Origin of the sequence: Aeromonas lusitana (genome assembly GCF_002812985.1) — a bacterium.
In the GTDB taxonomy this organism is placed as follows: Bacteria; Pseudomonadota; Gammaproteobacteria; order Enterobacterales; family Aeromonadaceae; genus Aeromonas; species Aeromonas lusitana.
Map to the genome: position 1 here is coordinate 14930 of NZ_PGCP01000010.1, position 20886 is coordinate 35815.

Sequence of the window (20886 nt, forward strand, 5' to 3'; positions counted from 1 at the left end):
GACCTGGATTGAACAGCCTTGATGCCCCAGGCTATTAATCAGGGACCGGCAGCCGACCCATCACGGCACCAAGACGCCACCAGACTCAGAGGCTGAGCCTTGGCTCTCCCACCTGATCCCGAGCGACGAGTCGGCGCTCTGGCCATCGCGCTGACTATATCTCTGGCCATCATAGTGTTCCACCCCATGACTGGAGCTCTGTGGCTGCAGGCACTCGAACCCAGCCGCCCGCACGCTGCCACCCCAGAGGCCGGCCACCAGCACCAGCCCACCTGCCAACCCCACCTTGATCCAACTCTTCATGCTGTTGCTCCTTCTATCTATCCGGCCCCTGGCCCTTTGCGGCCTGCCGGGCCCTTTAAGCAGTGAGCAGAAGATACGGGAGATTTGTGAGGGAGAAATGCGCTTGTGTGAAGTTTGGGTGAAGTCGCGGCAGAAATTGCGGTTGGCAGTACGGGGAATGGATAGAGATAAACGATCAAAACACACAATCAACACCGTGATGTAGGGACTATTAGTGCAGCGTAATCTTCCGTTTACCGCGCACGACGTGATAGCAAGACAGCAGGAAACCTTGGATCACAACAGCTTCTCGGCCACGACCTATTCACGATCGTCCGAATACGCTTCGCTATTCGAACCTACGCCCCTAAGAATGTTGATCGACATCATATAAATTAACTTTTCATCTCTAATCTATTGCAAAATTAAACACCAAATAAAACTATATTCTTTTATAAATTTTTTCATATCCGCGAGGAACACAATGAAGATAAGTCTTGACTTAACTATAAACAGTGGCAATGACGATATTGATATGGATTATGCCCTTCAGACTTTATCAGGAGCATCGGGAGTTACTAGCATTATTACTGAAGCCGTTCTTCGTGGAAAAGTCAAAGAAAATAGACATCAGAGCAATGAAATAAGAACTAACCTAAAACATTCATTTACAGGCTCTTTCGGTCAGTGTTTTGATGTTGTAATAGCAGATCAAAAGGTTGCGTCACGCCTTGCAAACATGACTCGAACTGTATTTTCAGAAGTAATGAGTTATTATATTTATGAATCGCTTTTTTTAGAGAGTGCAGAGCTAAGCAATGCTGCTAAGAAAGTCGTTAAGGGATTGGAAGATATCGAGGATGAACTAACCAAAGCCATTCGAAATAGACTAAAAAACATGCATAAAATTTCTACCATGTGTAATTACTCTGTCGATTTGAATTACAGAAAGCCTGGTGGAAAACAAAAGATTGCAACTCTAAATCAGAATACAGCTTTAAATATCACCGAATTAATTGAAACTGACCACGATCATCAAATTGAAGCTATTATAACCCGATTCAATACTTTTACTGGAAATGGTAGGTTGTTGGTTAATGGAGAGGAAAGAACTACTTCTTTTGGTTTTTTGAATGGCTTGAAGTATGTAACTGATGCGCAAACAAAGAAAATAACCAGTAATCTAAACTCCAATAATAGATTGGCAGAGGAAGAGCGACAATATTTATCGCTCAAGGTTCGAGACATGACGATTAGTAATGGTGAAATCGTAAAATACTTAATTATTGAGGTGGAATGATTATGAGATTGATTGGTTGGGGCGCGTCAATCATTATAATGATAGTTTTGGGGTTATACTATTATCAATTTGGCGTAGGCCCAACCACTCTTTCTGAGGAGAAAGATGTATGGGGGCAGTTTGGTGATTATTTTGGTGGAACTCTTAATCCAATTCTAAGTTTCATGTCAGTGCTACTTCTAATTAAATCAGTTAGATTACAATTGATCGCAAATTCCTCCTTAATAAAAGAGACAAAGAGACAGGAATATCTCGACAAAAGGAAATCTTTTGAATTTCAGTTTTATAATTTAATTGAAGCTCAAAAAAGCGGCTTTGATGATTTCTCTTTGAAATTCCCATCACCAAGTGGGTTCGTAACAAAAAATAAAGTTGATGCGGTCAATGAACTTGAGAACCTCATAAAAAAAGGTAGAGGGGGTACAATTAATTTACCTGAGGTACTTGAGGCATTAGATAATAGCTCTGATGACAAGATATTTTCTTGCGCTCGAAGATTCTATCTTATTGTCAAGCTCATCAACGATAAAGTTACAGTGGGAAATGGCTTTGACGATAAAGATAAACTAATGTACGTAGAAACATTAGTTAATTTATCTGATTTTGCAACAATTAGATTAATATGCATAATCATAACTTATCTTTCTTGGCCTAACATCATGTATGTAAAAAACACTACCGAGATTATTTCGGTTATTGATTCAACTGGATTAAATATCTACATAGAGTCATTAAAGTAAGAGGTTGCACATTCGCAACCTCTCATACCTATTAACTGGTATCACCCCAATGGCGGGGTACGCGGCGGCACTATACGCTTGCTGCCGGTGGACTCGAAGGCGGATGCGACGCGCAGCAGGTTGTTGTCGTCATAGGCGCGGCCGGCGAAGGTCAGGCCCACCGGCATACCGATATCGGCCATCACCCCCATGGGAACGGTGACGGTCGGCACGCCGAGATGGCGAATGGCGAGGTTGCCGTTGGCGACCCAGATGCCATTGCTCCAGGCGATATCGGCGGAGGCCGGATTCACATCCGCATCCGCCGGGCCTACGTCGGCCACCGTCGGGAAGAGCACGGCGTCGAGTTTCAGCTCATCCATCCAGTCTTCCAAGTCCAGCTTGCGGGTCTGCTCCAGACCGCGCAGGCCGTCCGGCACAGAGGCAATCTCATCGAAGCGCTTGAGGCCACGTTTGGCCATCTTGACGTATTCGTCCATGCCGGCGGCAAGATCACCTTCGCGGTTCGGCAAGGTGCCCTGATCGTGGGGGAAGATCTGGGGGCCATCTACATCGGCCAGCTTGTTGAGCTTGGGATCGCCGTTGGCGCGCAGGAAGTCATCGAACGCCCAGCCGGAGAGCTCCCACAGCTCGTCATTGAGAAACTCAGGCGAGACGATGCCGCGGTTGAACACGGTCGGCGCGCCGGGTCTGTCCCCTTCGCAGTTCGAGACCAGCGGGAAGTCCACCTCAATCACCTCGGCGCCGGCGGCTTCCAGCGCTTGACGAGCCTGTTCCCAAAGCGCGATCACCGACTCGCGGGTATGGATGCGCTGGCCAGTCGGGCCGCCGATGCCGGGATGCTCGCTGGTGCCGGCCAGTTCATCCTTGTTGATAAACATGCGCGGCACGCCGAGGCGCTTGCCCTTGAGGGCGGAGGCACCTGCGGCGAGATCAAGATAGGAAGCCGGGCGCACCTCGGAGGCCTTGGGCAACTTGACCCAGGGTTGCAGGCGCCACAGATCGCCACGGGTATCCGCATCGTCGGCCACCACCACGTCCAACACTTCCAAGAGATCGCTCATGGTGCGGGCGTAGGGCACCACCACGTCCATGGTCGGGGTCAGCGGCCAGTTGCCGCGCACCGAGATGACGCCGCGAGACGGGGTGTAGGCACAGAGGCCATTGTTGGAAGCCGGACCCCGGCCGCTCGACCAGGTCTCTTCGGCGAGACCGAAGGCGGAGAAGCTGGCGGCGGTGGCGGTGCCAGCGCCGTTGGAGGAGCCGGAAGCAAAGGGCGCCGTGAGATAGTCGGCGTTGTAGGGGCTCTCGGCGCGGCCATAGACGCCGCGCTGCATGCCGCCATTGGCCATGGGCGGCATGTTGGTCTTGCCGAGGCAGATGGCGCCGGCGGCCCGCAGCCGCTCAACGGTGAAGGCGTCGCGCTGGGCAACCAGATCCTTGAACGCCGGGCTGCCGGAGGCGGCGGTCAGCCCCTTGACCAGGTAGCTGTCCTTGGCGGTGTAGGGGATGCCGTCGAGCGGCCCCAGGGTCTCGCCACGGGCACGGCGCGCATCCGAGGCTTGCGCCTCTTTCAGTGCATCGGGATTGGGCACCACCAGGGCATTGAGCTTGGTATCGGTCTCGGGGCCGTTATAAGCGGCGACGCGGGCCAGATAGGCCTCGACCAGTTCGACCGCGGTGGTGCGGCCGGATTCGAGCGCAGCACGCAGCTCGGCAATGGAAACCTCGGTCACTTCGATCATGGGGATCTCCTGTAAAAGGGTGACTGTTTGTAATGATGATCGCCGCATCAGCGCCTTCGACCATCACACCATCAAGAGATAAAACCCCACGGCGTGGGGTTTTGAGCACCAACCTCAGCGGGCTTGGAACCGGTTTACGACCCGTCGTGAGAGGCCGTCAGCAAGGTGAAGAGCAGCACAGGAACCGGAGCGTATAAACATACGTGAGCCCTCGGTTTCACATAAGCGAGCAGCACATGAGCCTTGATCACGGCCTCGCAGCAGGATCGTCACCCGGTTCTTACTGGCCGGAGGGGATCTGCTGGGTAATGCAGTGGATATTGCCGCCGCCGAGCAGGATCTCGCGGGCCGGCACGCCGATGACCTTATGCTCCGGGAAGATCTCTTTCAGGATGCGCTGGGCCTCGTCGTCGGTGGCGGCGTCCAGCAAGGGGTAGACGATGCGATCGTTGGTGATGAGGAAGTTCACGTAGGAGCCGGCCAGGCGACCTTCGGCCTCGCGCGGCACGCCGCTGCCCTGCTCCACCCCATCGGACTCCTCGGCTGTGCTGAACAGCGGGCCCGGCTGGGGCAGCTTCCACACTTTCAGCTTGCGGCCCTTGGCGTCCACCACGGCTTCCAGCACCTTCAAGGCAGCCAGAGAGCGGGCGTACTGGGGATCGTTCTCGTCGTCGGTCCAGTGCAGGGCCACTTCACCCGGGCGCACGAAGCAGCACATGTTGTCGATGTGACCGTCGGTCTCGTCCAGATAGACGCCCTCGTCCAGCCAGATAAAGCTCTTCACACCGAGATAGTCGCGCAGGTGCGCCTCGATCTGTTCTTTGGTCAGGTGCGGGTTGCGGTTTTCGTTGAGCAGGCACTCGGCTGTGGTCATGCAGGTGCCCTCGCCATCCACATGGATGGAGCCCCCTTCCAGGATCAGCGGCGCGTCGTAGCGATCCATGCCGTGCTGGCTCAGCATCTTAGCCGCTACCTCTTCGTCCTGATTCCAGGGGTGGTAGAGACCGCCCTTGAAGCCGCCCCAGGCGTTGAAGCCCCAATCCACCCCGCGGCACTCGCCGGCGGCGTTGGTCACCACGGTCGGGCCTGAGTCACGAGCCCAGCAGTCATCGCTGCTCATCTCCACCAGGGTGACGTGGGCCGGCATGATGGCGCGCGCCTTGTCCATAAACTCCGCCGGCACGCCCATAAAGACAGGGGTGGCACCACCGATGGCGTCCGCCACCTTGGCGAAGGTGCTCTGGGCGAAGCGACCGGCCTCGCGCCAGTTGTCCGGGCGGAACGGCCAGATCATCCAGACGGCCTGCTGATGCGCCCACTCGGCGGGCATGGTGAAGCCGTCAGCGGCAGGGGTGGTGTTGAGAGTCTTGATGCTCATCGCAATATCCTTGCAGGCCCTGATGCGTCATGCACATCACGGGGAATGGAGAAACGGGCAGATTTGAAACCGGTTCACGCTCTGACTCAAGGCATGAACCGTTTTTGGCCCGCCGGCTTGTCATCGGCTACGCAACCGCCTGGCGCATCCGAGAAGATTTGAGTGGTTGCAGTGTAAGAAGTTGCATCCACATCAATCAAATGAATAGGATTAATCATCCCATAAACGGCGTGAATAATCCCCCCATGAAACTGCACCAGCTCGACCTCAATCTGCTGCTCGCCTTTGACGCCCTGATGACACAGGGCAGTGTCACCCGTGCCTCGGAGGCGCTGTTTATCAGCCAGCCCGCCATGAGCCACTCCCTCGGCCGGCTGCGCACCTTCTTCGGCGACCCGCTGCTGGTGCGCACGCCCCAGGGCATGCTGCCCACCCCCCGCGCCCAGCGTCTGCACCTGGGGGTACAGCAGGTATTGCGATTGCTGGAGCAGCAGCTCAGCGACGAGGAGGAGTTCGAGCCGCGCCACTCCAAGCGCCGCTTCGTGCTCTGCACCACGGATTACGTGGAGTGCGTGCTGATCCCGCCGCTCATCTCACGTCTGAAAAAACTGGCGCCCGGGGTCACCATAGAAATCCGCATCCTGCGCGACAGCCTGCCGGAGGCGGAGCTCGCAAGCGGCGAGATAGACCTGGTGCTGGGATTTGACGAATACATGCAGGTGCCAGGGTATCTGGGCAAGGAGACCTGGCTGACCGAGCCCCTGGCCGGGTTGGTGCGCGCCACCCGTGAGCTGCCGGAGGAGCGCATCACGCTGGCGCAGCTCACCCAGATGCCCCATGTGTTCCACTCGCCCCTCGGCACCTCGGAGGCGAGCCTCGACAAGTTCCTCCAGAGCCAGGGGTTATCGCGCACCATCTCGGTCAACAGCCAGAGTTATATGTCTGCCGCCGCCATCGTGAGCCAGAGCGATCACCTGCTGGTGCTGCCCCGCAAGGTGGCGGAGCTGCTGGCCGAGCACTGGCCGCTGAAGAGCCTGCCGCTACCGGCGGATGTGCCGGACTATCACCTCAACTGCGTCTGGCATCCGGTTCACGCCCAGCAACCCGCATTGGTTTGGTTGAAGGAGCTGATGAAAGAGTTGGTAAACCAGCATCCGAGCTAGTCGAACGAACTGCGTCTGGCACACCCTCGGTAACCACGCCCAACAACCAGCGCCTATCTGGCTAAAGGAGCTGACGCGGGAGCTGGTCAGCCAGGAGCCGAGCTAGCCCTGCGGACTGCGCTTATCTGGCAAAAGGAGCTGATGTGGGAGTGGGTCGACCAATTCTAGGGAGACCAGTTGGGGACTGTGGTGAGACCTTGTACACGGACATCAAAAGCGGCGCCTGTGGGCGCCGCTTTCTATGGGACTGAGTGCAACAGATTCAGCGAGCCTCGCTGGCGACTGGCAGGTCGCCGCGGGCGATGGCGGCCAGCAGCAGGCGATGGTCTTCCCGGGTGCGCTCGCCATAGGCCTCGGCGAAGTCAGCGATGGCCTCATCCATCACCTCCGACTTGCCCATGTAGCCGGCGATGCGGGCCGCATCCCCTGACTTGGCGTGGGCCAGCGCCAGCGCCCAGCCGCAGAGCTGGCAATATTCGACGAAGTGGCGCGGCTTGACCACGCCCGGGGTGATGTCGATGCCCCCCTTCATGTCCCGCAGCTGGCGCACGTAGAAGTGGCGCCCCCGAAGCTCACACCAGCCGAGGAAGATGTCCGGCGAGCCCTGGATCATGCGCTGCCCCCGCACCACTCGCCGCCCCTGGCTGCCGCTGTCCTCCTCGGAGGTGAAATAGGGCGCCAGCACAGAAGGCTGCGCCTCCTTGACCTGCAGGAACAGGGGATCGTCGTCATCGGCCCCGCTCAGCAGGATCACCCAGCAGCGGGTGCCCACGCTGCCGACCCCCACCACCTTGCGTACCACGTCCAGGATCCGGTAGCGCTTGAGCAGGATACGCCTGTCCTCCGGCAAGGAGGCCAGATAGGCCTCCAGCAGCTCCCCGAGCACGTCGTAGACCGGCTCCCCATCCTCGGTGTGGGTCTCGCGGATGACGAAGGGGTGCAGCTCACGGATCCTGTGCTGATCGTCCACCAGATCCGTCATCTTGCCGAGCACTTGCAGGTGATCCCGTCCCCTGGCCTTGGCGAAGCTGGCCTCGACCTTTTTATGGGCATCGGCGGAGAAGGCATCCAGCACGGCGCTCTGATCGATGCGATCGTACCAGACCTGCATAAACCCCATCTTGCCGTACTCCCGCAGCTTGGTGCGATAACCGGCGGCCACCATACGAGCGGCCTCCCGCTGGCGCGCCGGGTCGGCCCCCAGGTACTCAGCCGCCACCAGGGCGCTGGCGGCCAGACGCTTGAGATCCCACTCCCAGGGGCCGAGGTGCGTTTCATCGAAGTCATTGATGGCCATCACCAGGTTGCGCTCGGCACTGGCATAGAGGCCTATGTTGGCCACGTGCATGTCGCCGCAGGCCTGCACCATCAATCCGGAGCGGGGAGTGGCGACGAGATCCGCCGCCATGATGGCGGCCGCCCCGCGCAGGAAGGCGAAGGGGGATTCCTGCATGCGGGCGTGACGCACCGGTACCAGCCGCTGCAACCGGGTGAGGGCCTGGGCCTTGAGCACGGCGATGGGATCCCGCTCAGGGGCGGGATCCGGCAGCAGGGCGTGTGACTCGCGAGGGACCTGCTCACGCAGCGCTTTGCCGGCGGCGAAACGCTCCTCGATGGAGAGCCGTGACGCGGTGAAATGCACCAGCATCGCCTGAGACTTAGACTGTTTGGCCATGCCCTGTTCCTCCATGAGATCTCATCATCAAGATGGAAGAGGGAATCCATGAGGGCAAGGGCCGGGGGGAAATATCGGGCCGGGCGAAAGCGCGGTAAAGAGAGGCTTAGCGAGGTGCGCTGAGGGCGGCCATTAGCTGGGTGACGACGGCATCGAGCAGAGCCCGATCCGGATGGCACTGGGCGAAGGTGATGAGGCCCTGAATATTGACCTGCAGGAAGGCGGTCAGGGTCGGAATATCGCAGCCGGCCGCGAGCTCCCCCTGCTCCCTCGCCCGTTGCAGGCAGAGCGCGAGATCCCCCTCCAGATCCCGGTAAATCGCCTTGCAGCGCTGGTGCAGCTCCTCGTCCTGCTCCGCCAGCTCCATCAGGGCGCGGGTCACCAGGCAGGAGCCTTGCAAGGCGGCATCCACCAGCTGGTCGAAGTAGGCACGCATGCCCGCAAGGGGGCTCGGCTGATCGAGGCAGTGGCGGCGCTGGGCGCATTTTTCCTGCACATAGTGATCGACCGCCGCCAGCAACAGACCGCGCTTGTTGCCAAAGGCGGCATAAAGGCTGCCGGGGTGCAGACCGGTCGCTGCCACCAGATCCTGCATGGTGGTCTTGGCGTATCCTCTGGCGCGAAAGGCCTCCATGGCATGTCGCAGGACCTGGTCCCTATCAAACTCGGCAGTGCGCATCTGGTCTCCTTCGGCAAGACCCCGACAGGCGGGGGCTAAAAAAAGCGGCCAGTCTACTCCTGCCAACCAGCAAGACCAAGCCATGTAAACGCGAACTTGAATCTTCGTTCAAAAAAGACTTGCGTGCAAAGCAAAAAACGACTTGAATGCTCATTCAAGAATCACTTTCCAGGACGACGCACATGGATACCCTGTTTCAACCCTACCGTCTCAACGGCGCTCTGACCCTGGCGAATCGCTTCATGATGGCACCCCTGACCCGTTGCATGGCGGGTCCTGGTCTGGTGCCCACCGAGCAGATGGCCGCCTACTATGCTCGCCGCGCCGATATCGGCCTCATCATCTCCGAGGCCACCATCATTCGCCCGGACGGCCAGGGCTATCCGAACACCCCCGGCCTCTACAGCCAGGAGCAGATCGAAGGCTGGAAAAAAGTCACCCAGGCGGTGCATGCCAAGGGCGGCAAGATCTTTGCCCAGCTGTGGCACGTGGGTCGCCTCTCCCACCCCTTCTTCCACCAGGCCGAGGTGCTGGCCCCATCCGCCATCGCCCATGAGGGCACAGTGCCGCGCATGCGCGAACTGGTCTATCAGGTGCCCCGCGCCCTGACCGTGGCCGAGATCCTGCAGCTGATCGAGGATTATGCCCAGGCCGCCGCCAACGCCATCGAGGCGGGTTTTGACGGTGTCGAGATCCACGGCGCCAACGGCTACCTCATCGATCAGTTCCTGCACCATGCCAGCAACCTGCGGGACGATGCCTATGGCGCCACCCCGGAAAACATGAGCCGCTTCGCGCTGGAAGTGGTGGATGCCATCAGTGCCCGCATCGGCGGCGAGCGAGTGGGCCTGCGCCTCTCCCCCGGCGCCTATGTACACCTGGCGGGGGACGCGCGCGACCGCGCCGTGTTCGACTATCTGCTGATCCAGCTCAATGGCCGCACCCTGGCCTATGTGCATCTGGGCATCTTCGATGACAGCCTTACCTTTGACTACCTGGATGGCCGCGCCTCCGACTATCTGCGCGCCCACTACGATGGCCACCTGGTCGGGGTCGGCAACTACACGGCCGAGAGCGCGGCCGACGCCATCAAGGCCGATCGCTTCGATCTCGTCGCCATCGGTCGCCCGCTTATCGCCAACCCGGATTACCTCGCCAAGGTGAAGAAGGCCGAGCCCCTGGTGCCCTACGCCGACGCCATGCTGGCGGAGCTGGTATAAGCCCATCAGCAAGGCGAAGCAGACAAACCGCCTGTGATAGCCAGCACCGACGCCATGGTGGCGGTGCTGGCGCAGAGCAGGTCAAGTTCCAATGACATTACCGGCACCCGTTCGAGCGGGTGACCGGCCATCTCCCTGACCAAGGATGGGATCCGCGCTCTGGCGTGGGTTTCCAATGTTTGGGCCCCTCTCCCGGGCCCTTTTTTTATGCCCGCGCTCCCCTGCCCATCCCCATAGCCCATCATTTCGCCAAAAAAGAAGTTGCTAGTGACAACCATCTGGTTATATTAGTTGCTGATGACAACCAAATAAGGACAATGATAGATGGATCCCCGACCCCTGCGCGCCCTGTCCCGGGAGCTGGTACGCGAACTCGGCATGCTCTCCCAGCAGTGCGGTGCCCTGGCCTTGAGCCCGCTCGAGGCGCACCTGCTGATCGAGCTGGAAAATGGCCCCGCCACCAATCAGCAACTGGCCGAGCGGCTGCGCATCGACAAGTCCAACGCCAGCCGCCCCCTGGCCCGATTGGCCGAGCGCGATCTCATCAGCTGGCACCCGCACCCCTCGGACGGACGCAGCAAGGAGGCCCGCCTCACCCAGGCCGGTCAAGCCCAGTTGCTGGCCCTGCACCAGGAGATGGATCAGGCCACCGAGCAGGCCCTGGCCCAACTCAGTCCGACCGAGGGCGAGCGCTTGTGGGACGGCCTGCGCCTCTATCGCAGCGCCCTCTCCCGGGCCCGCCGCCAGCAGGGTTATCGCATTCGTCCCATCACCCCGGCCGATAATCCTCACATCGCCGCCGTGGTGCGCGCCGTCTCCGCCGAATATGGCCTCACCGCCGACAAGGGCTATGGCGTAGCGGATCCCAATCTCGATTTTCTCCATGAGACCTATCAGGGGGATCGCAGCCGCTACTGGGTCATCGAGGGACCGGACGGCACCATCCTCGGCGGGGGGGGCATAGCGCCGCTCGCGGGGGAAGAGGCAATCTGCGAGCTGCAGAAGATGTACTTCATGCCCGCCCTGCGTGGATTGGGGCTGGGGCGCCGGCTGGTGCTGCAGGCCATGAACGAGGCCAGAGCCCTCGGCTACCAGCGCTGCTATCTGGAGACCACGGGCGTGCTGCGCGAGGCGACCGCGCTCTACGAGTCACTGGGCTTCGAGCACCTGCCCGGCCCCCTTGGCAACACGGGCCACGACGCCTGCGAGATCTGCATGGTACTGACCCTGGACTAGCAGAGTGAGGAGCCCCTCATCCACCCCTTCTCTTCTTATGCTCACTACTGCAAAGGGGGGAAGGGAGCGCGCAACGAGACTGCGGGCTATTCCCTCTCCCTCCGGGAGAGGGTTAGGGTGAGGGCACTCAAGAGGGGAAATAGAACCAGGCGGTCTGGATCAGGCCATCTTCTACCTCGAATACCGCCATGCTCTCGATGGGGTCGGGGGAGAGGCCATAGATCTTCTCGTGATCGAATACCTTGTTGCCCATGACAGTGCGTGACAACAGCTCGGCTTTCAGGGCTGGGTTGTTGAATCTGTGCTCGGCATAGAAGGTCCGCAGCGCCCCCTTGCCCACTGTGCTCGGGCTCTCGGTAGGCATACGGTAGCCCTTGAACCCCTCGCCAAAGCAGGCCAGAAAGGCCTCGAGGTCGTGGGCATTGTAGGCGGCAAATTGCGCCGCGACCGGCAGTTCCGTTGACATAGCTAACTCCCTGATAATCAGCAACGACTCCCTTTATAGGGCGCTTTGCGGCCGCTGTCGACGGGCGCCCCCCAGCGTCTTCTTCGTGGCCCGAACCTCATTCATGCAACCTCGATGGCAAAGTGCCATAAAAAAAGACCCCGCCGAAGCGGGGTCTTTTTATTGTCACCCTTCAAGCCTTGCGAGCGGATATTAGTGCTCGCGGGTCTGGCGGAACTGGACGTCCGGGTGACGCTCCTGGGCCAGGCGCAGGTTGACCATGGTCGGGGCGATATAGGTGAGGTTGTCACCGCCATCGAGCGCCAGGTTCAGCTCGTTCTTGCGCTTGAACTCCTCGAACTTCTTCACGTCTGTGCCTTCCACCCAGCGGGCGGTGGAGACGTTGACCGCCTCGTACAGGGCCTCGACGTTGTACTCGCTCTTCAGACGCGAGACCACAACATCGAACTGCAGCACACCGACCGCACCGACGATGAGGTCGTTGCTGATGAGCGGACGGAACACCTGCACGGCGCCCTCTTCGGAGAGCTGTACCAGCCCCTTGAGCAGCTGCTTCTGCTTGAGCGGATCGCGCAGGCGGATGCGGCGGAACAGCTCGGGGGCGAAGTTCGGGATACCGGTGAATTTCAGATCCTCACCCTGGGTGAAGGTATCACCGATCTGGATGGTGCCGTGGTTGTGCAGGCCTATGATGTCACCGGCGCAGGCCTCGACGGCCTGCTCGCGGTCACCGGCCATGAAGGTGACGGCGTCGGAGATGTTCACGTCCTTGCCGATGCGCACGTGGCGCATCTTCATGCCTTTGCTGTAAGTACCTGACACGATACGCATGAAGGCGATACGGTCGCGGTGCTTGGGATCCATGTTCGCCTGGATCTTGAACACGAAGCCGGAGAACTTCTCCTCGGTGGCAGCCACTTCGCGACTCTCTGCCTTGCGCGGCATGGGAGACGGGGCCCAGTCGGTCAGACCGTCCAGCATGTGGTCCACACCGAAGTTGCCGAGCGCGGTACCGAAGAAGACAGGAGTCATCTCGCCGGCGATGAAGGCGTCGTGATCGAACTCGGGGGAGGCGCCTTGCACCAGCTCCAGTTCACCGCGCAGCTGGGCGGCCAGATCCTCGCCGATGGCGGCATCCAGCTCCGGGTTGTGCAGACCCTTGACCACCCGTTTTTCCTGGATGGTGTGGCCCTGACCGGTCTGGTACAGGTAGGTCTCGTCCTTATAGAGGTGATAGACCCCCTTGAAGGACTTGCCGCAGCTGATGGGCCAGGTGATGGGGGCGCACATGATCTTCAGCTCGCGCTCCACCTCGTCCATGACTTCCATGGGATCGCGCACTTCGCGGTCCATCTTGTTCATGAAGGTCAGGATGGGGGTGTCCCGCAGACGGGTGACTTCCATCAGCTTGCGGGTCCGATCTTCGACGCCTTTGGCGGCATCGATGACCATCAGGCAGCAGTCGACCGCCGTCAGGGTACGGTAGGTATCTTCGGAGAAGTCCTCATGACCCGGGGTGTCGAGCAGGTTGACCAGGCAGTCGGCATAGGGGAACTGCATCACTGAGGTGGTGATGGAGATGCCGCGCTGCTTCTCCATCTCCATCCAGTCGGATTTGGCATGCTGGCCCGAGCCACGGCCCTTGACGGTACCGGCGCGCTGAATGGCCTGTCCGAACAGCAGGACTTTTTCGGTGATGGTGGTTTTACCCGCATCCGGGTGCGAGATGATCGCAAAAGTGCGTCTCTTGGAGACTTCACTCAGAAATTCAGCTGACATAATTCGACGTTCTTCTATTGAGCGGTGACCTCGGCCACCGTGGAAATAAATCCGGGATGCCGCCTTCGACTCAGGGCCCGGATGCACACAACGGCACCACGCAAGCTGGCATCTGGCCAACCGGTGGGGAAAGAGAGGCGTTGTGTTACATGGGTCTTCTCACCTGAGTCAAAGCAAAATTGCGCGGCATTATACCCGCGCGAGTGAAAAATACCCAGCCCGGCTTCACCGGGAGCGCAATGATCCCAACCGGGCTCAGGCCGCCTTCACCACCCGGTTGCGCCCCGCCAGCTTGGCCTGGTACATGGCCTCGTCGGCGCGCCGTACCAGCTCGCCGAGATTGTCGTCCTCCGGCCGATACTCTGCGCAGCCGATGCTGATGCGAATGGGATGCTCCTCTGGTACACCCTCGATATTCAGCAGGGAAACCTGCTGGCGGATCCGTTCCGCCACCTCGGCCGCCTCATCGAGCCGGGTATCCGGCAGCAGCACCAGGAACTCCTCACCGCCGTTGCGCCCGACCCTGTCCAAGCTCCGCAACTGATCCTCGATGCACTGGGCCACGGCGGTGAGCACCAGATCCCCCACGTGGTGGCCCAGGGTATCGTTGACCTTCTTGAAGTGATCTATGTCCAGCAGCAGCACGCACAGGGGCTTGCCCCCTTCCCTCGCCTCGTTGAACCATTTGCGTCCCTTGGCCTGGATCTGGCGCCGGTTGTGGATCCCCGTCAGCTCATCCGTCATGGCGAGGCGATGCATCTTGCGGGTGCGGCCGCGCTGATGGATGACCAGGATGCCCATCACCAGGATCAGCAGGGTCACCACCAGATACTGCCAGTAGCGCCGCTCCTGCAGCTGCTTGAGCTTTTCCGCCTGCAACTGCTGCTGGGATCTGAGGGTCTGGTTCTCCAGCTCCTTGCGGGCGAGATCGAACTCGAAGCGCATCTGCAAGGAGCGTTGCTCCCGCAGCATCTGCTCGAGCGCCTGCTTGGTCTTCACGTACTGTTTGAGGTTGCCGAGCGCCTCCTTGATCCGTCCCTGGCGCTCCAGCACCCTGGCGCGCACCTCATGCACCCAGGCCAGGAAGCGCAGGTTCTGCTCCTTGGCAAAAATAGGCTCGGCCTGATCCAGGTAGCGCAGCGCCTCGGCGGACTTGCCCATGGCATCCAGTGTCGTCGCCATGACGATGTACCAGTGGCCCCGGGTCACGCTGTCCGTGCCCTTGCCCCTGTGCAGCAGGGAGGAGGCCTGCTCCAGCTTGGCCATGGCCTGCTCCGTCTTGCCCTGATTGAGCAGGACGGTGGCCATCTCGACCCGGCTCCAGGCCAGCATCCCTTCCTGCTGCTGGGTCAGGTAATAGATCTCGGCCTCCGCCATCAGCGGCAAGGCCCTGTCATACTCCCCCATCTCGGTATAGAGCAGCCCCTGCTGGGAGTGGATGTCCACCAGATGCTCCTTGTCCCCCAGCTTGCGGTAGTCATATTCCAGCTCCTGGAAGTAACCCTCGGCCCGCTCGTAGAGCCCCATCCGCCGATAGGCGTTGGCTATCTTGGCCAGCACCTCCCTGCCCTTGCTCTCCAGCCCGAGATCCTCATAGCGTTGATGGGCATCCATCAGCTCCATCAGCCCCTCGGCCATCTCCCCCTGATAGGAGTACATCTCGCCGCGCAGGCTGAGGATGTCGGCTCGCTGCCGACTGTCTCCCAGCCGGCGCGCCAGGGTCAGCGCATCGTCGTAATCCTGGCGGGCCGCGTCCATGTTGCCGAGCAGCTGCTGATGGAAGGCGCGGCAGGCCAGCATGCCGCTCTCGGTTATCCTGTCCTTGCGGGCGCGGGCCTTGGCCAGGGCCTCATCGGCCAGGCGCACCGTCTCCTGATAATCGTCGTCCCGCTCCGAGGGCCTGGCCCAGCACTGCAGCCGGGCGATGCGACCCTGGGCCTCCACCGAATAGTCCTCGCCGTGGGCCGCGAGGGCGGCGACCCGCTCACGAAATTCCCGCAGAGGCGGCGTCTCGTCTTCCAGCTGCTGCAGCTCAAGGGAGAGCTCAGGCTCGGTCAGGGGGGCCTGCGCCGCCCAGACCTGGGCCATCCCCAGCCATAACAGCAGACTCCAGCGCTTCAGGATCTTCATGCCGACTCCGTCTCCCCATTCGATGGCACGGATACCGTGCCCATTGCCTCAATCATATCCCTCCTTGCCGTGCAGGCACAGCCAGTGACCCTCTGGATAATCCATCACGCCTCAGGGCTCACTCCTGCTATCTCATTCTTTACAGAAGGAAAATCTGCATCGACTATAGGCGCAACGCGCAAAGACAGGGACGATGAATGACCCATGAGGAGCTGCAGCGAGCCTATGACAGCCTGCTGCTGGAAAACGAACGCCTGAAACGGATCGCCGACGATGCCCGCGAGAAGCTGGATGCGGCCATGGACGGCACCGGCCTGTGCATCTGGCAGAACCATGTGCCGAGCGGCAAGCTCATCATCTTCAACCGGCGCTGGGGATCCATGCTCGGCTATCAGCCCAAGGAGCTCTCCGCCCACTTCGACGTCTGGCGCGCCCACCTGCACCCGGAAGACAGGGAGCGGGTGCTGCAGGCCTTCTTCGACCACCTGGAGGGCAAGAGCCCCTTCTATCAGGTGATGCACCGCATGCTGGCCAAGGATGGCAAGGTGACCTGGGTGCTGGACCGGGGCCGGGTGGTGGAGCGGGATGGCGAGGGCAACCCCATCCGGGTGATGGGCACCCACATCGACATCACCCACGAGAAGGAGTACGAGCAACAGCTGGCTCGTCTCGCCCACCGGGATCCCCTCACCGGCTTGCTCAACCGCACCGCCCTGCAGCGTCAGTTTCCACTGGAATATCAGGCCATCTGTTTCATCGATCTCGACGACTTCAAGCAGGTGAACGACAACCTGGGCCACCGCGCCGGTGACGAGCTGTTGATCGCCCTCAGCCAGCGCCTGCGCCATTGCTGTGGTGAGGAGGTCCGGCTGGGGCGCCTCGGCGGCGACGAGTTCGTGCTGTTGCTGCCCTGGCCGAGCGAGGATCCCAGGACCAGTCACCTGGCCCGCCTGTGCATCAACGCCATCGCCACCCCGTTCGAGTTGCCCAATGGGGAAGCGGCGGTGGGGCTGAGCATGGGAATAGCGGCCATTCGGCCACAGGATGATTTCAGCAGCGCCCTGGCGCGGGCGGATCAGGCCATGTATCGGGTCAAACGCAGTGGCAAGCGGGGCTTTCACATCGCCCAGCCGAGCGGCCAGCCCCTGCTGGATCAGGAGCAGGTCAACGAACGGGGGCTTGGCTACCAGTACCCGTCATGAGGGGCTGCGTTGCCAGCGCCTGAGCAGGCGGCCGCGCAGGCCGCAGTCCAGCAGCCAACTGTTGTCGAACACCCGCAAGATGGCCTGCTTGGCGTGGCGGGACATGGCGACGGCGTGGAAGCGGGTCTCTTGCCTGCGCCTCAGGTTCATGCGATCGAGCAGGGCGTGGGGCAGGCTCTGGGCGATGAAATCAGACACCACCAGCACGTCTGCCTTGGCAAAGGCCGGCTGCTCCAACTGGGTCAGCGCCTTCTCGAGGCAGGGCACCAGATCGGTGCCGCCGTGAAAACTCATGGAGAGGAAGCGCTCCGCCTTGTCCAAGCCCGTCTGTGCGGTGATCTCCAGGGTCGCCACCTCGGTGGAAAACAGCATCAGATAGCAACCCCGCTGCTCGTCCATGGCCACCTTGAGCAGGGCCAGGAACAGCGCCTTGGCGCACTCCTCCGGGTAGCCCCCCATGGAGCCAGAGGTATCGACGCAGACGATGAAGGGGCCGCGGGGCTGTGCCTCCTGTCCTCCCTGCTCGGGGGATCGCAGCATGATGCGCTGGCGTGGCAGTGTGCCCCGCGACTGATAGCTCAGCAGGCGCCGCTCCAGGTAGCGGCGATAGAACTCCAGCTCCAGCTCGGGCAGCGCCAGCATCACGGCCTCGCTCGGCAGCAAGCGCATCAGGTCGCTGGCCGGATGCACCCCCACCAGATCGTCCGGCACATCGTCGGTCTGCACCTCTTCGAGCTCATGCACCGGCACCGGCGGCTGAACCAGGGAGTCGGTGCGCCTGTCCCGCTCGCTGCGCCCGAGCAGGGCGGTAATCTCCGCCAGCAGGGGTTCGCGCTGCAACATGCGGGCATACTGTTTGACCAGCACCAGGCTGCGCTTGTGCCAGCTGCCCTGGGCCAGATCCCAGAGGCCGCCCGCCGAGATCTGGTGCGGATCCAGCGCATCGGCCAGGGTGCGGTTTGCCAGTAGTTGATCCTCTATCTCCTGGCGCTGCTTCTCCCGTTCCGCCTCGGCGATCTGCTGTTGCAGTTGCAGCAGGCTGCCCACCAGGCTGGCCCGCCACTTCTCGATAAACAGCTGACGCAGCCCCTCGGTGGGCTGGGCCATTATCTGGCGCACCAGGCTGCGGGCATCGCCGGCGAAGGGGCTGTATTGATCCAGCGCCTCCAGCAGGGCGGGCAGCCGGCCCACCAGCTCTGTCATGGGCAGCTGACGGTGCGCCTGATAGAGGCGGTACTCCCGCTCCAGCGCCACCGGTACCGGCTTGTGGCGCATCTCCTCCCCGAGCTGCTCGCTCCAGTGCTGGATGCGTTTTTTCAGCAGCTTGCCCTGCAGCGGGGAGCGTTTGAGGAATTCGGAGATCTTGGGGGTGGAGGCCAACAGCAGCGCCATCTCCCCCGCCAGCTCACCCTCACCGATGAGGAGCCCCAGATCCATCATGCCGATCTCAAGCACGGGATCTCCTTATGGGGCGATGCAGACACAGGAGATGCTGCCCACCACACCCAAGCAGCATGTTCGACATATAATTCATGATGAGTGCAGCATAAACCACCATCAGGCATCGAGCCCGGGCAAGCGGTCGCGCCACTGCAGCAGCTCGCCGCGCAGCAGCTCCAGATCCCGGTTCAGCACGAAGAAGCTGTCCTCCACCTGCTGCAACCAGTGATCACCGATAAACAGGTGCTGCCGATGACGATCGAACAGGCTGCGCTGCCCCTTGAGGGTCTGCAGCACCCGGTTCACCTGGCTGCCCAGTTCGTCCAGCTCGGCCTGCCAGGGGGTCAGCACCACCTCGGGGATGGCGGTGCGCTCCACCAGCACCAGGGGCACGGGCTGGCGCTGGATGTCCAGCACGTGCAGCCTGAGTTCTGCGTCCAGTACCAGCTCGTAGTGACCCTCCTTGGGGTTGCCGAGCTGCCAGCCCACCAGGGCCTCACCGGTCGGATGCCAGTGGGAGAGCAGGGTACGATCGAAGGTGAGGGTCTCGGTCAGCCGCTCCGGATCTCCGCCATCCAGCGGTGCCGGAGTGAGCAGGTGGAAATGCACCTGCTTGCCAAACGGCTTGGCGTTGAGCAGGGGCAGCTGGGTGCCACGGGCGCGGCGACCAAACCACTGCTTGCGCTTGAACGCCTTGCAGCCGAGTCGCAGGGAGACGGCGCCTTTCAACTGCTTGAACTGTTCGCGCAGGGAGAGCAGTTGGCGGGTCATGACCAGTTGCTGATAGCCGTAGAGGCGGGAGAACTCGCCTATCATCTCCAGCAGGGCGGTGCGCGACGCCTCGTCGTGCCAGAGGCAATCCTTGAACAGCAGCAGATCCAGCGGCGCCACCTCGTCGCGGCCGTTGAAAAACGCGCTCGCCTTGATGAGGCGTACCGCCTTCTTCCAGCGTCGATCCGACACATAGCAGCCGTGGCCGAGCTGGCTGTCGAGCTGCTGGCGCAGCTGATAGATGAGCTCGAAGCAGGCGTCCGGCAGGCGTACCTGCTCGATCTGCTCCTGCCAGGCTTCATACTCTTCGCCGTGGATCTGCACCGATGGAGGCAGGTTCTGCCCCGAGTGGCCGTCGCTCGCCAGCATGGCCTGGAAGTTGGATTTCTCCTGCACCCTGTCCATCCAGATCCGCACCAGCATGCGATCGTAGAGTGCCTCCAGGCCGCTGTCCGGCGCAGGCAACTCGTTGGAGGCGGTCACCAGCAGCCGCATGGGAATGGGGTGCTGGCTGTCGCCGTTGCGAAACTGCCGCTCGTTGATGGCGGTGAGCAGGGTGTTGAGGATGGCGGGGCCCGCCTTCCAGATCTCATCGAGAAACACCACCTCGGCCTCCGGCAGGTAGCCGCGGGTCAGCCGCAGGTACTTGCCATCCTCCTTCAGCGCCTGGATGGAGAGGGGGCCGAACACCTCCTCCGGCGTGCTGAAACGCGTCATCAGGTATTCGAAATGACGGGCATCAAAGAAGGCCAGCTTGAGGCGGCGCGCGATCAGGCTCTTGGCGATGCCGGGGGGGCCCAGCAGGAAGACGCTCTCGCCACTGAGGGCCGCCAGCAGGCCGAGCCGCAGGGCATCTTGCCGCTCGTATAGCCCCTCCCCGAGGGCGGCCAGCAACCTAGGCAGACGCTCCTGGATGGGGATGGTACGAACAGTATTCTGGGCTAAAGGCGGCATAGGCACAGTTCCGAAGCTGGGATGATATCCGTGGCAGCGGGGCCGGCCTCTGGCTCCCTGCCACTCTCATATTCGTTGATTCCAATCACCCGTCCAAGGGCGGGAGTCCTGATTAACATAGCGATCCTGACCGCTCGCATCTAGTTGCAAATGGGTGCAGCGGGCGCCGCGAGAGTGTACTCTGCGCACCAGAATTTACCCCAATGCAGATCAAGAGCGAGCCTTTGCCATGCAAGATCCCCTGCTGGACCCACTGCGCCGGCGCATCCTGGCCAGGATGGGCATACAGAGCTGGCAGCTAAGGGCGCCGACCCTGCCGGATGGCGAGCCCAGCCAGGCTGCGGCGGAGAGCACGGTCCCGGCGGCGCCCCTGCCCACCGGCAAGCTGTGGCTGCTGGCCCCAAGCCTCCCCTCCCCTGGCTTGCTGGCAGACATCTGCCAGTGCCTCGGCATAGGGACGAACGAGGTCTCCTTGCTGGGCGAGATGCCCGTACTGTCCGAGGGCGTGACGCCCCCCCTGCTCTGGCTGACCGTGGCCGACCCGCGCTGGCCGAACGCCCTGGTCTGTCCGCTCACGCCGGACGCTGCGCACAAACGCGCCCTCTGGCAACAGTGCCGGCAACACCTGCCCAGCTGAGCCAGGCCAGGGGCCGACTCGCCATCGGCTCATGGCTCCCCAGTCAACCAGACTTGCGACGCCCGGCCGCTCGTGCCAACGACCATGGC

17 protein-coding genes are annotated in these 20886 nt (G+C 61.2%); 7 read left to right on the forward strand and 10 right to left on the reverse strand.

What is annotated here, in order from left to right; all coding sequences use genetic code 11:
• Positions 1 to 60 precede the first annotated feature (60 nt).
• Positions 61 to 303, reverse strand: a complete 243-nt coding sequence (locus tag CUC44_RS21255; RefSeq protein WP_244166732.1) for a hypothetical protein — start codon at positions 301 to 303, stop codon at positions 61 to 63.
• 463 nt (positions 304 to 766) lie between these two features.
• Here CUC44_RS21255 and CUC44_RS07265 point away from each other — a divergent pair, with 463 nt between their 5' ends.
• Positions 767 to 1582, forward strand: coding sequence for a hypothetical protein (locus CUC44_RS07265; protein WP_100859312.1), 816 nt, complete (start codon positions 767 to 769; stop codon positions 1580 to 1582).
• A 2-nt stretch (positions 1583 to 1584) separates the two neighbouring features.
• Positions 1585 to 2322 (forward strand): hypothetical protein, encoded by a 738-nt coding sequence (locus CUC44_RS07270; RefSeq protein WP_100859417.1) that lies wholly within the window; start codon positions 1585 to 1587, stop codon positions 2320 to 2322.
• A 41-nt stretch (positions 2323 to 2363) separates the two neighbouring features.
• Here the strand turns inward: CUC44_RS07270 and CUC44_RS07275 are convergent, their stop codons facing one another.
• Together CUC44_RS07275 and aguA are read right to left on the reverse strand one after the other, a co-directional pair.
• The gene (locus CUC44_RS07275) at positions 2364 to 4067 is read right to left on the reverse strand and encodes an amidase (RefSeq protein WP_100859313.1); all 1704 of its coding nucleotides are present in this window, start codon (positions 4065 to 4067) and stop codon (positions 2364 to 2366) included.
• A gap of 280 nt (positions 4068 to 4347) precedes the next feature.
• Positions 4348 to 5445 carry an agmatine deiminase gene (aguA, locus tag CUC44_RS07280; RefSeq protein ID WP_100859314.1) on the reverse strand — a complete coding sequence of 366 codons (1098 nt, stop codon included), beginning with the start codon at positions 5443 to 5445 and terminating at the stop codon, positions 4348 to 4350.
• Between the two features lie 245 nt (positions 5446 to 5690).
• Between aguA and CUC44_RS07285 the strand changes: the two genes are divergently transcribed.
• Positions 5691 to 6608 (forward strand): LysR family transcriptional regulator, encoded by a 918-nt coding sequence (locus tag CUC44_RS07285; RefSeq protein WP_100859315.1) that lies wholly within the window; start codon positions 5691 to 5693, stop codon positions 6606 to 6608.
• Between the two features lie 262 nt (positions 6609 to 6870).
• On the opposite strand, the gene CUC44_RS07290 is transcribed toward CUC44_RS07285, so the two are convergent.
• The gene (locus CUC44_RS07290; protein ID WP_100859418.1) at positions 6871 to 8283 is read right to left on the reverse strand and encodes a DUF2252 domain-containing protein; all 1413 of its coding nucleotides are present in this window, start codon (positions 8281 to 8283) and stop codon (positions 6871 to 6873) included.
• 106 nt (positions 8284 to 8389) lie between these two features.
• Positions 8390 to 8962, reverse strand: a complete 573-nt coding sequence (locus tag CUC44_RS07295; protein ID WP_100859316.1) for a TetR/AcrR family transcriptional regulator — start codon at positions 8960 to 8962, stop codon at positions 8390 to 8392.
• Positions 8963 to 9144: 182 nt separating this feature from the next.
• Here CUC44_RS07295 and CUC44_RS07300 point away from each other — a divergent pair, with 182 nt between their 5' ends.
• Positions 9145 to 10182, forward strand: coding sequence for an alkene reductase (locus CUC44_RS07300; RefSeq protein ID WP_100859317.1), 1038 nt, complete (start codon positions 9145 to 9147; stop codon positions 10180 to 10182).
• Positions 10183 to 10506: 324 nt separating this feature from the next.
• A complete protein-coding gene (locus CUC44_RS07310) occupies positions 10507 to 11418 on the forward strand; it encodes a bifunctional helix-turn-helix transcriptional regulator/GNAT family N-acetyltransferase (protein WP_100859319.1) in 912 nt (303 codons plus the stop codon).
• 127 nt (positions 11419 to 11545) lie between these two features.
• Here the strand turns inward: CUC44_RS07310 and CUC44_RS07315 are convergent, their stop codons facing one another.
• The 3 genes from CUC44_RS07315 to CUC44_RS07325 all read right to left on the reverse strand — a co-directional run bounded on the left by CUC44_RS07315 (position 11546) and on the right by CUC44_RS07325 (position 15793).
• Complete coding sequence (locus tag CUC44_RS07315) at positions 11546 to 11884, reverse strand: nuclear transport factor 2 family protein (RefSeq protein WP_100859320.1); 339 nt, start codon at positions 11882 to 11884, stop codon at positions 11546 to 11548.
• A 192-nt stretch (positions 11885 to 12076) separates the two neighbouring features.
• Entirely contained in the window at positions 12077 to 13666 is a 1590-nt protein-coding gene (prfC, locus tag CUC44_RS07320; RefSeq protein ID WP_167388829.1) for a peptide chain release factor 3, read from the reverse strand.
• Between the two features lie 252 nt (positions 13667 to 13918).
• Positions 13919 to 15793 carry a diguanylate cyclase gene (locus CUC44_RS07325; RefSeq protein WP_100859322.1) on the reverse strand — a complete coding sequence of 625 codons (1875 nt, stop codon included), beginning with the start codon at positions 15791 to 15793 and terminating at the stop codon, positions 13919 to 13921.
• Positions 15794 to 15990: 197 nt separating this feature from the next.
• On the opposite strand from CUC44_RS07325, the gene CUC44_RS07330 reads away from it, so the two are divergent.
• A complete protein-coding gene (locus CUC44_RS07330) occupies positions 15991 to 16995 on the forward strand; it encodes a sensor domain-containing diguanylate cyclase (RefSeq protein ID WP_100859323.1) in 1005 nt (334 codons plus the stop codon).
• On the opposite strand, the gene viaA is transcribed toward CUC44_RS07330, so the two are convergent.
• Entirely contained in the window at positions 16990 to 18450 is a 1461-nt protein-coding gene (gene viaA / locus CUC44_RS07335) for an ATPase RavA stimulator ViaA (RefSeq protein ID WP_100859324.1), read from the reverse strand. The genes CUC44_RS07330 and viaA overlap by 6 nt on opposite strands.
• Positions 18451 to 18552: 102 nt before the next feature.
• On the reverse strand, positions 18553 to 20160 hold the full coding sequence (locus tag CUC44_RS07340; RefSeq protein WP_100859325.1) for an ATPase RavA domain-containing protein: 1608 nt from the start codon (positions 20158 to 20160) through the stop codon (positions 18553 to 18555).
• 229 nt (positions 20161 to 20389) lie between these two features.
• Here CUC44_RS07340 and CUC44_RS07345 point away from each other — a divergent pair, with 229 nt between their 5' ends.
• Entirely contained in the window at positions 20390 to 20797 is a 408-nt protein-coding gene (locus CUC44_RS07345) for a DNA polymerase III subunit psi (protein WP_100859326.1), read from the forward strand.
• The last annotated feature ends 89 nt before the right edge of the window (positions 20798 to 20886 follow it).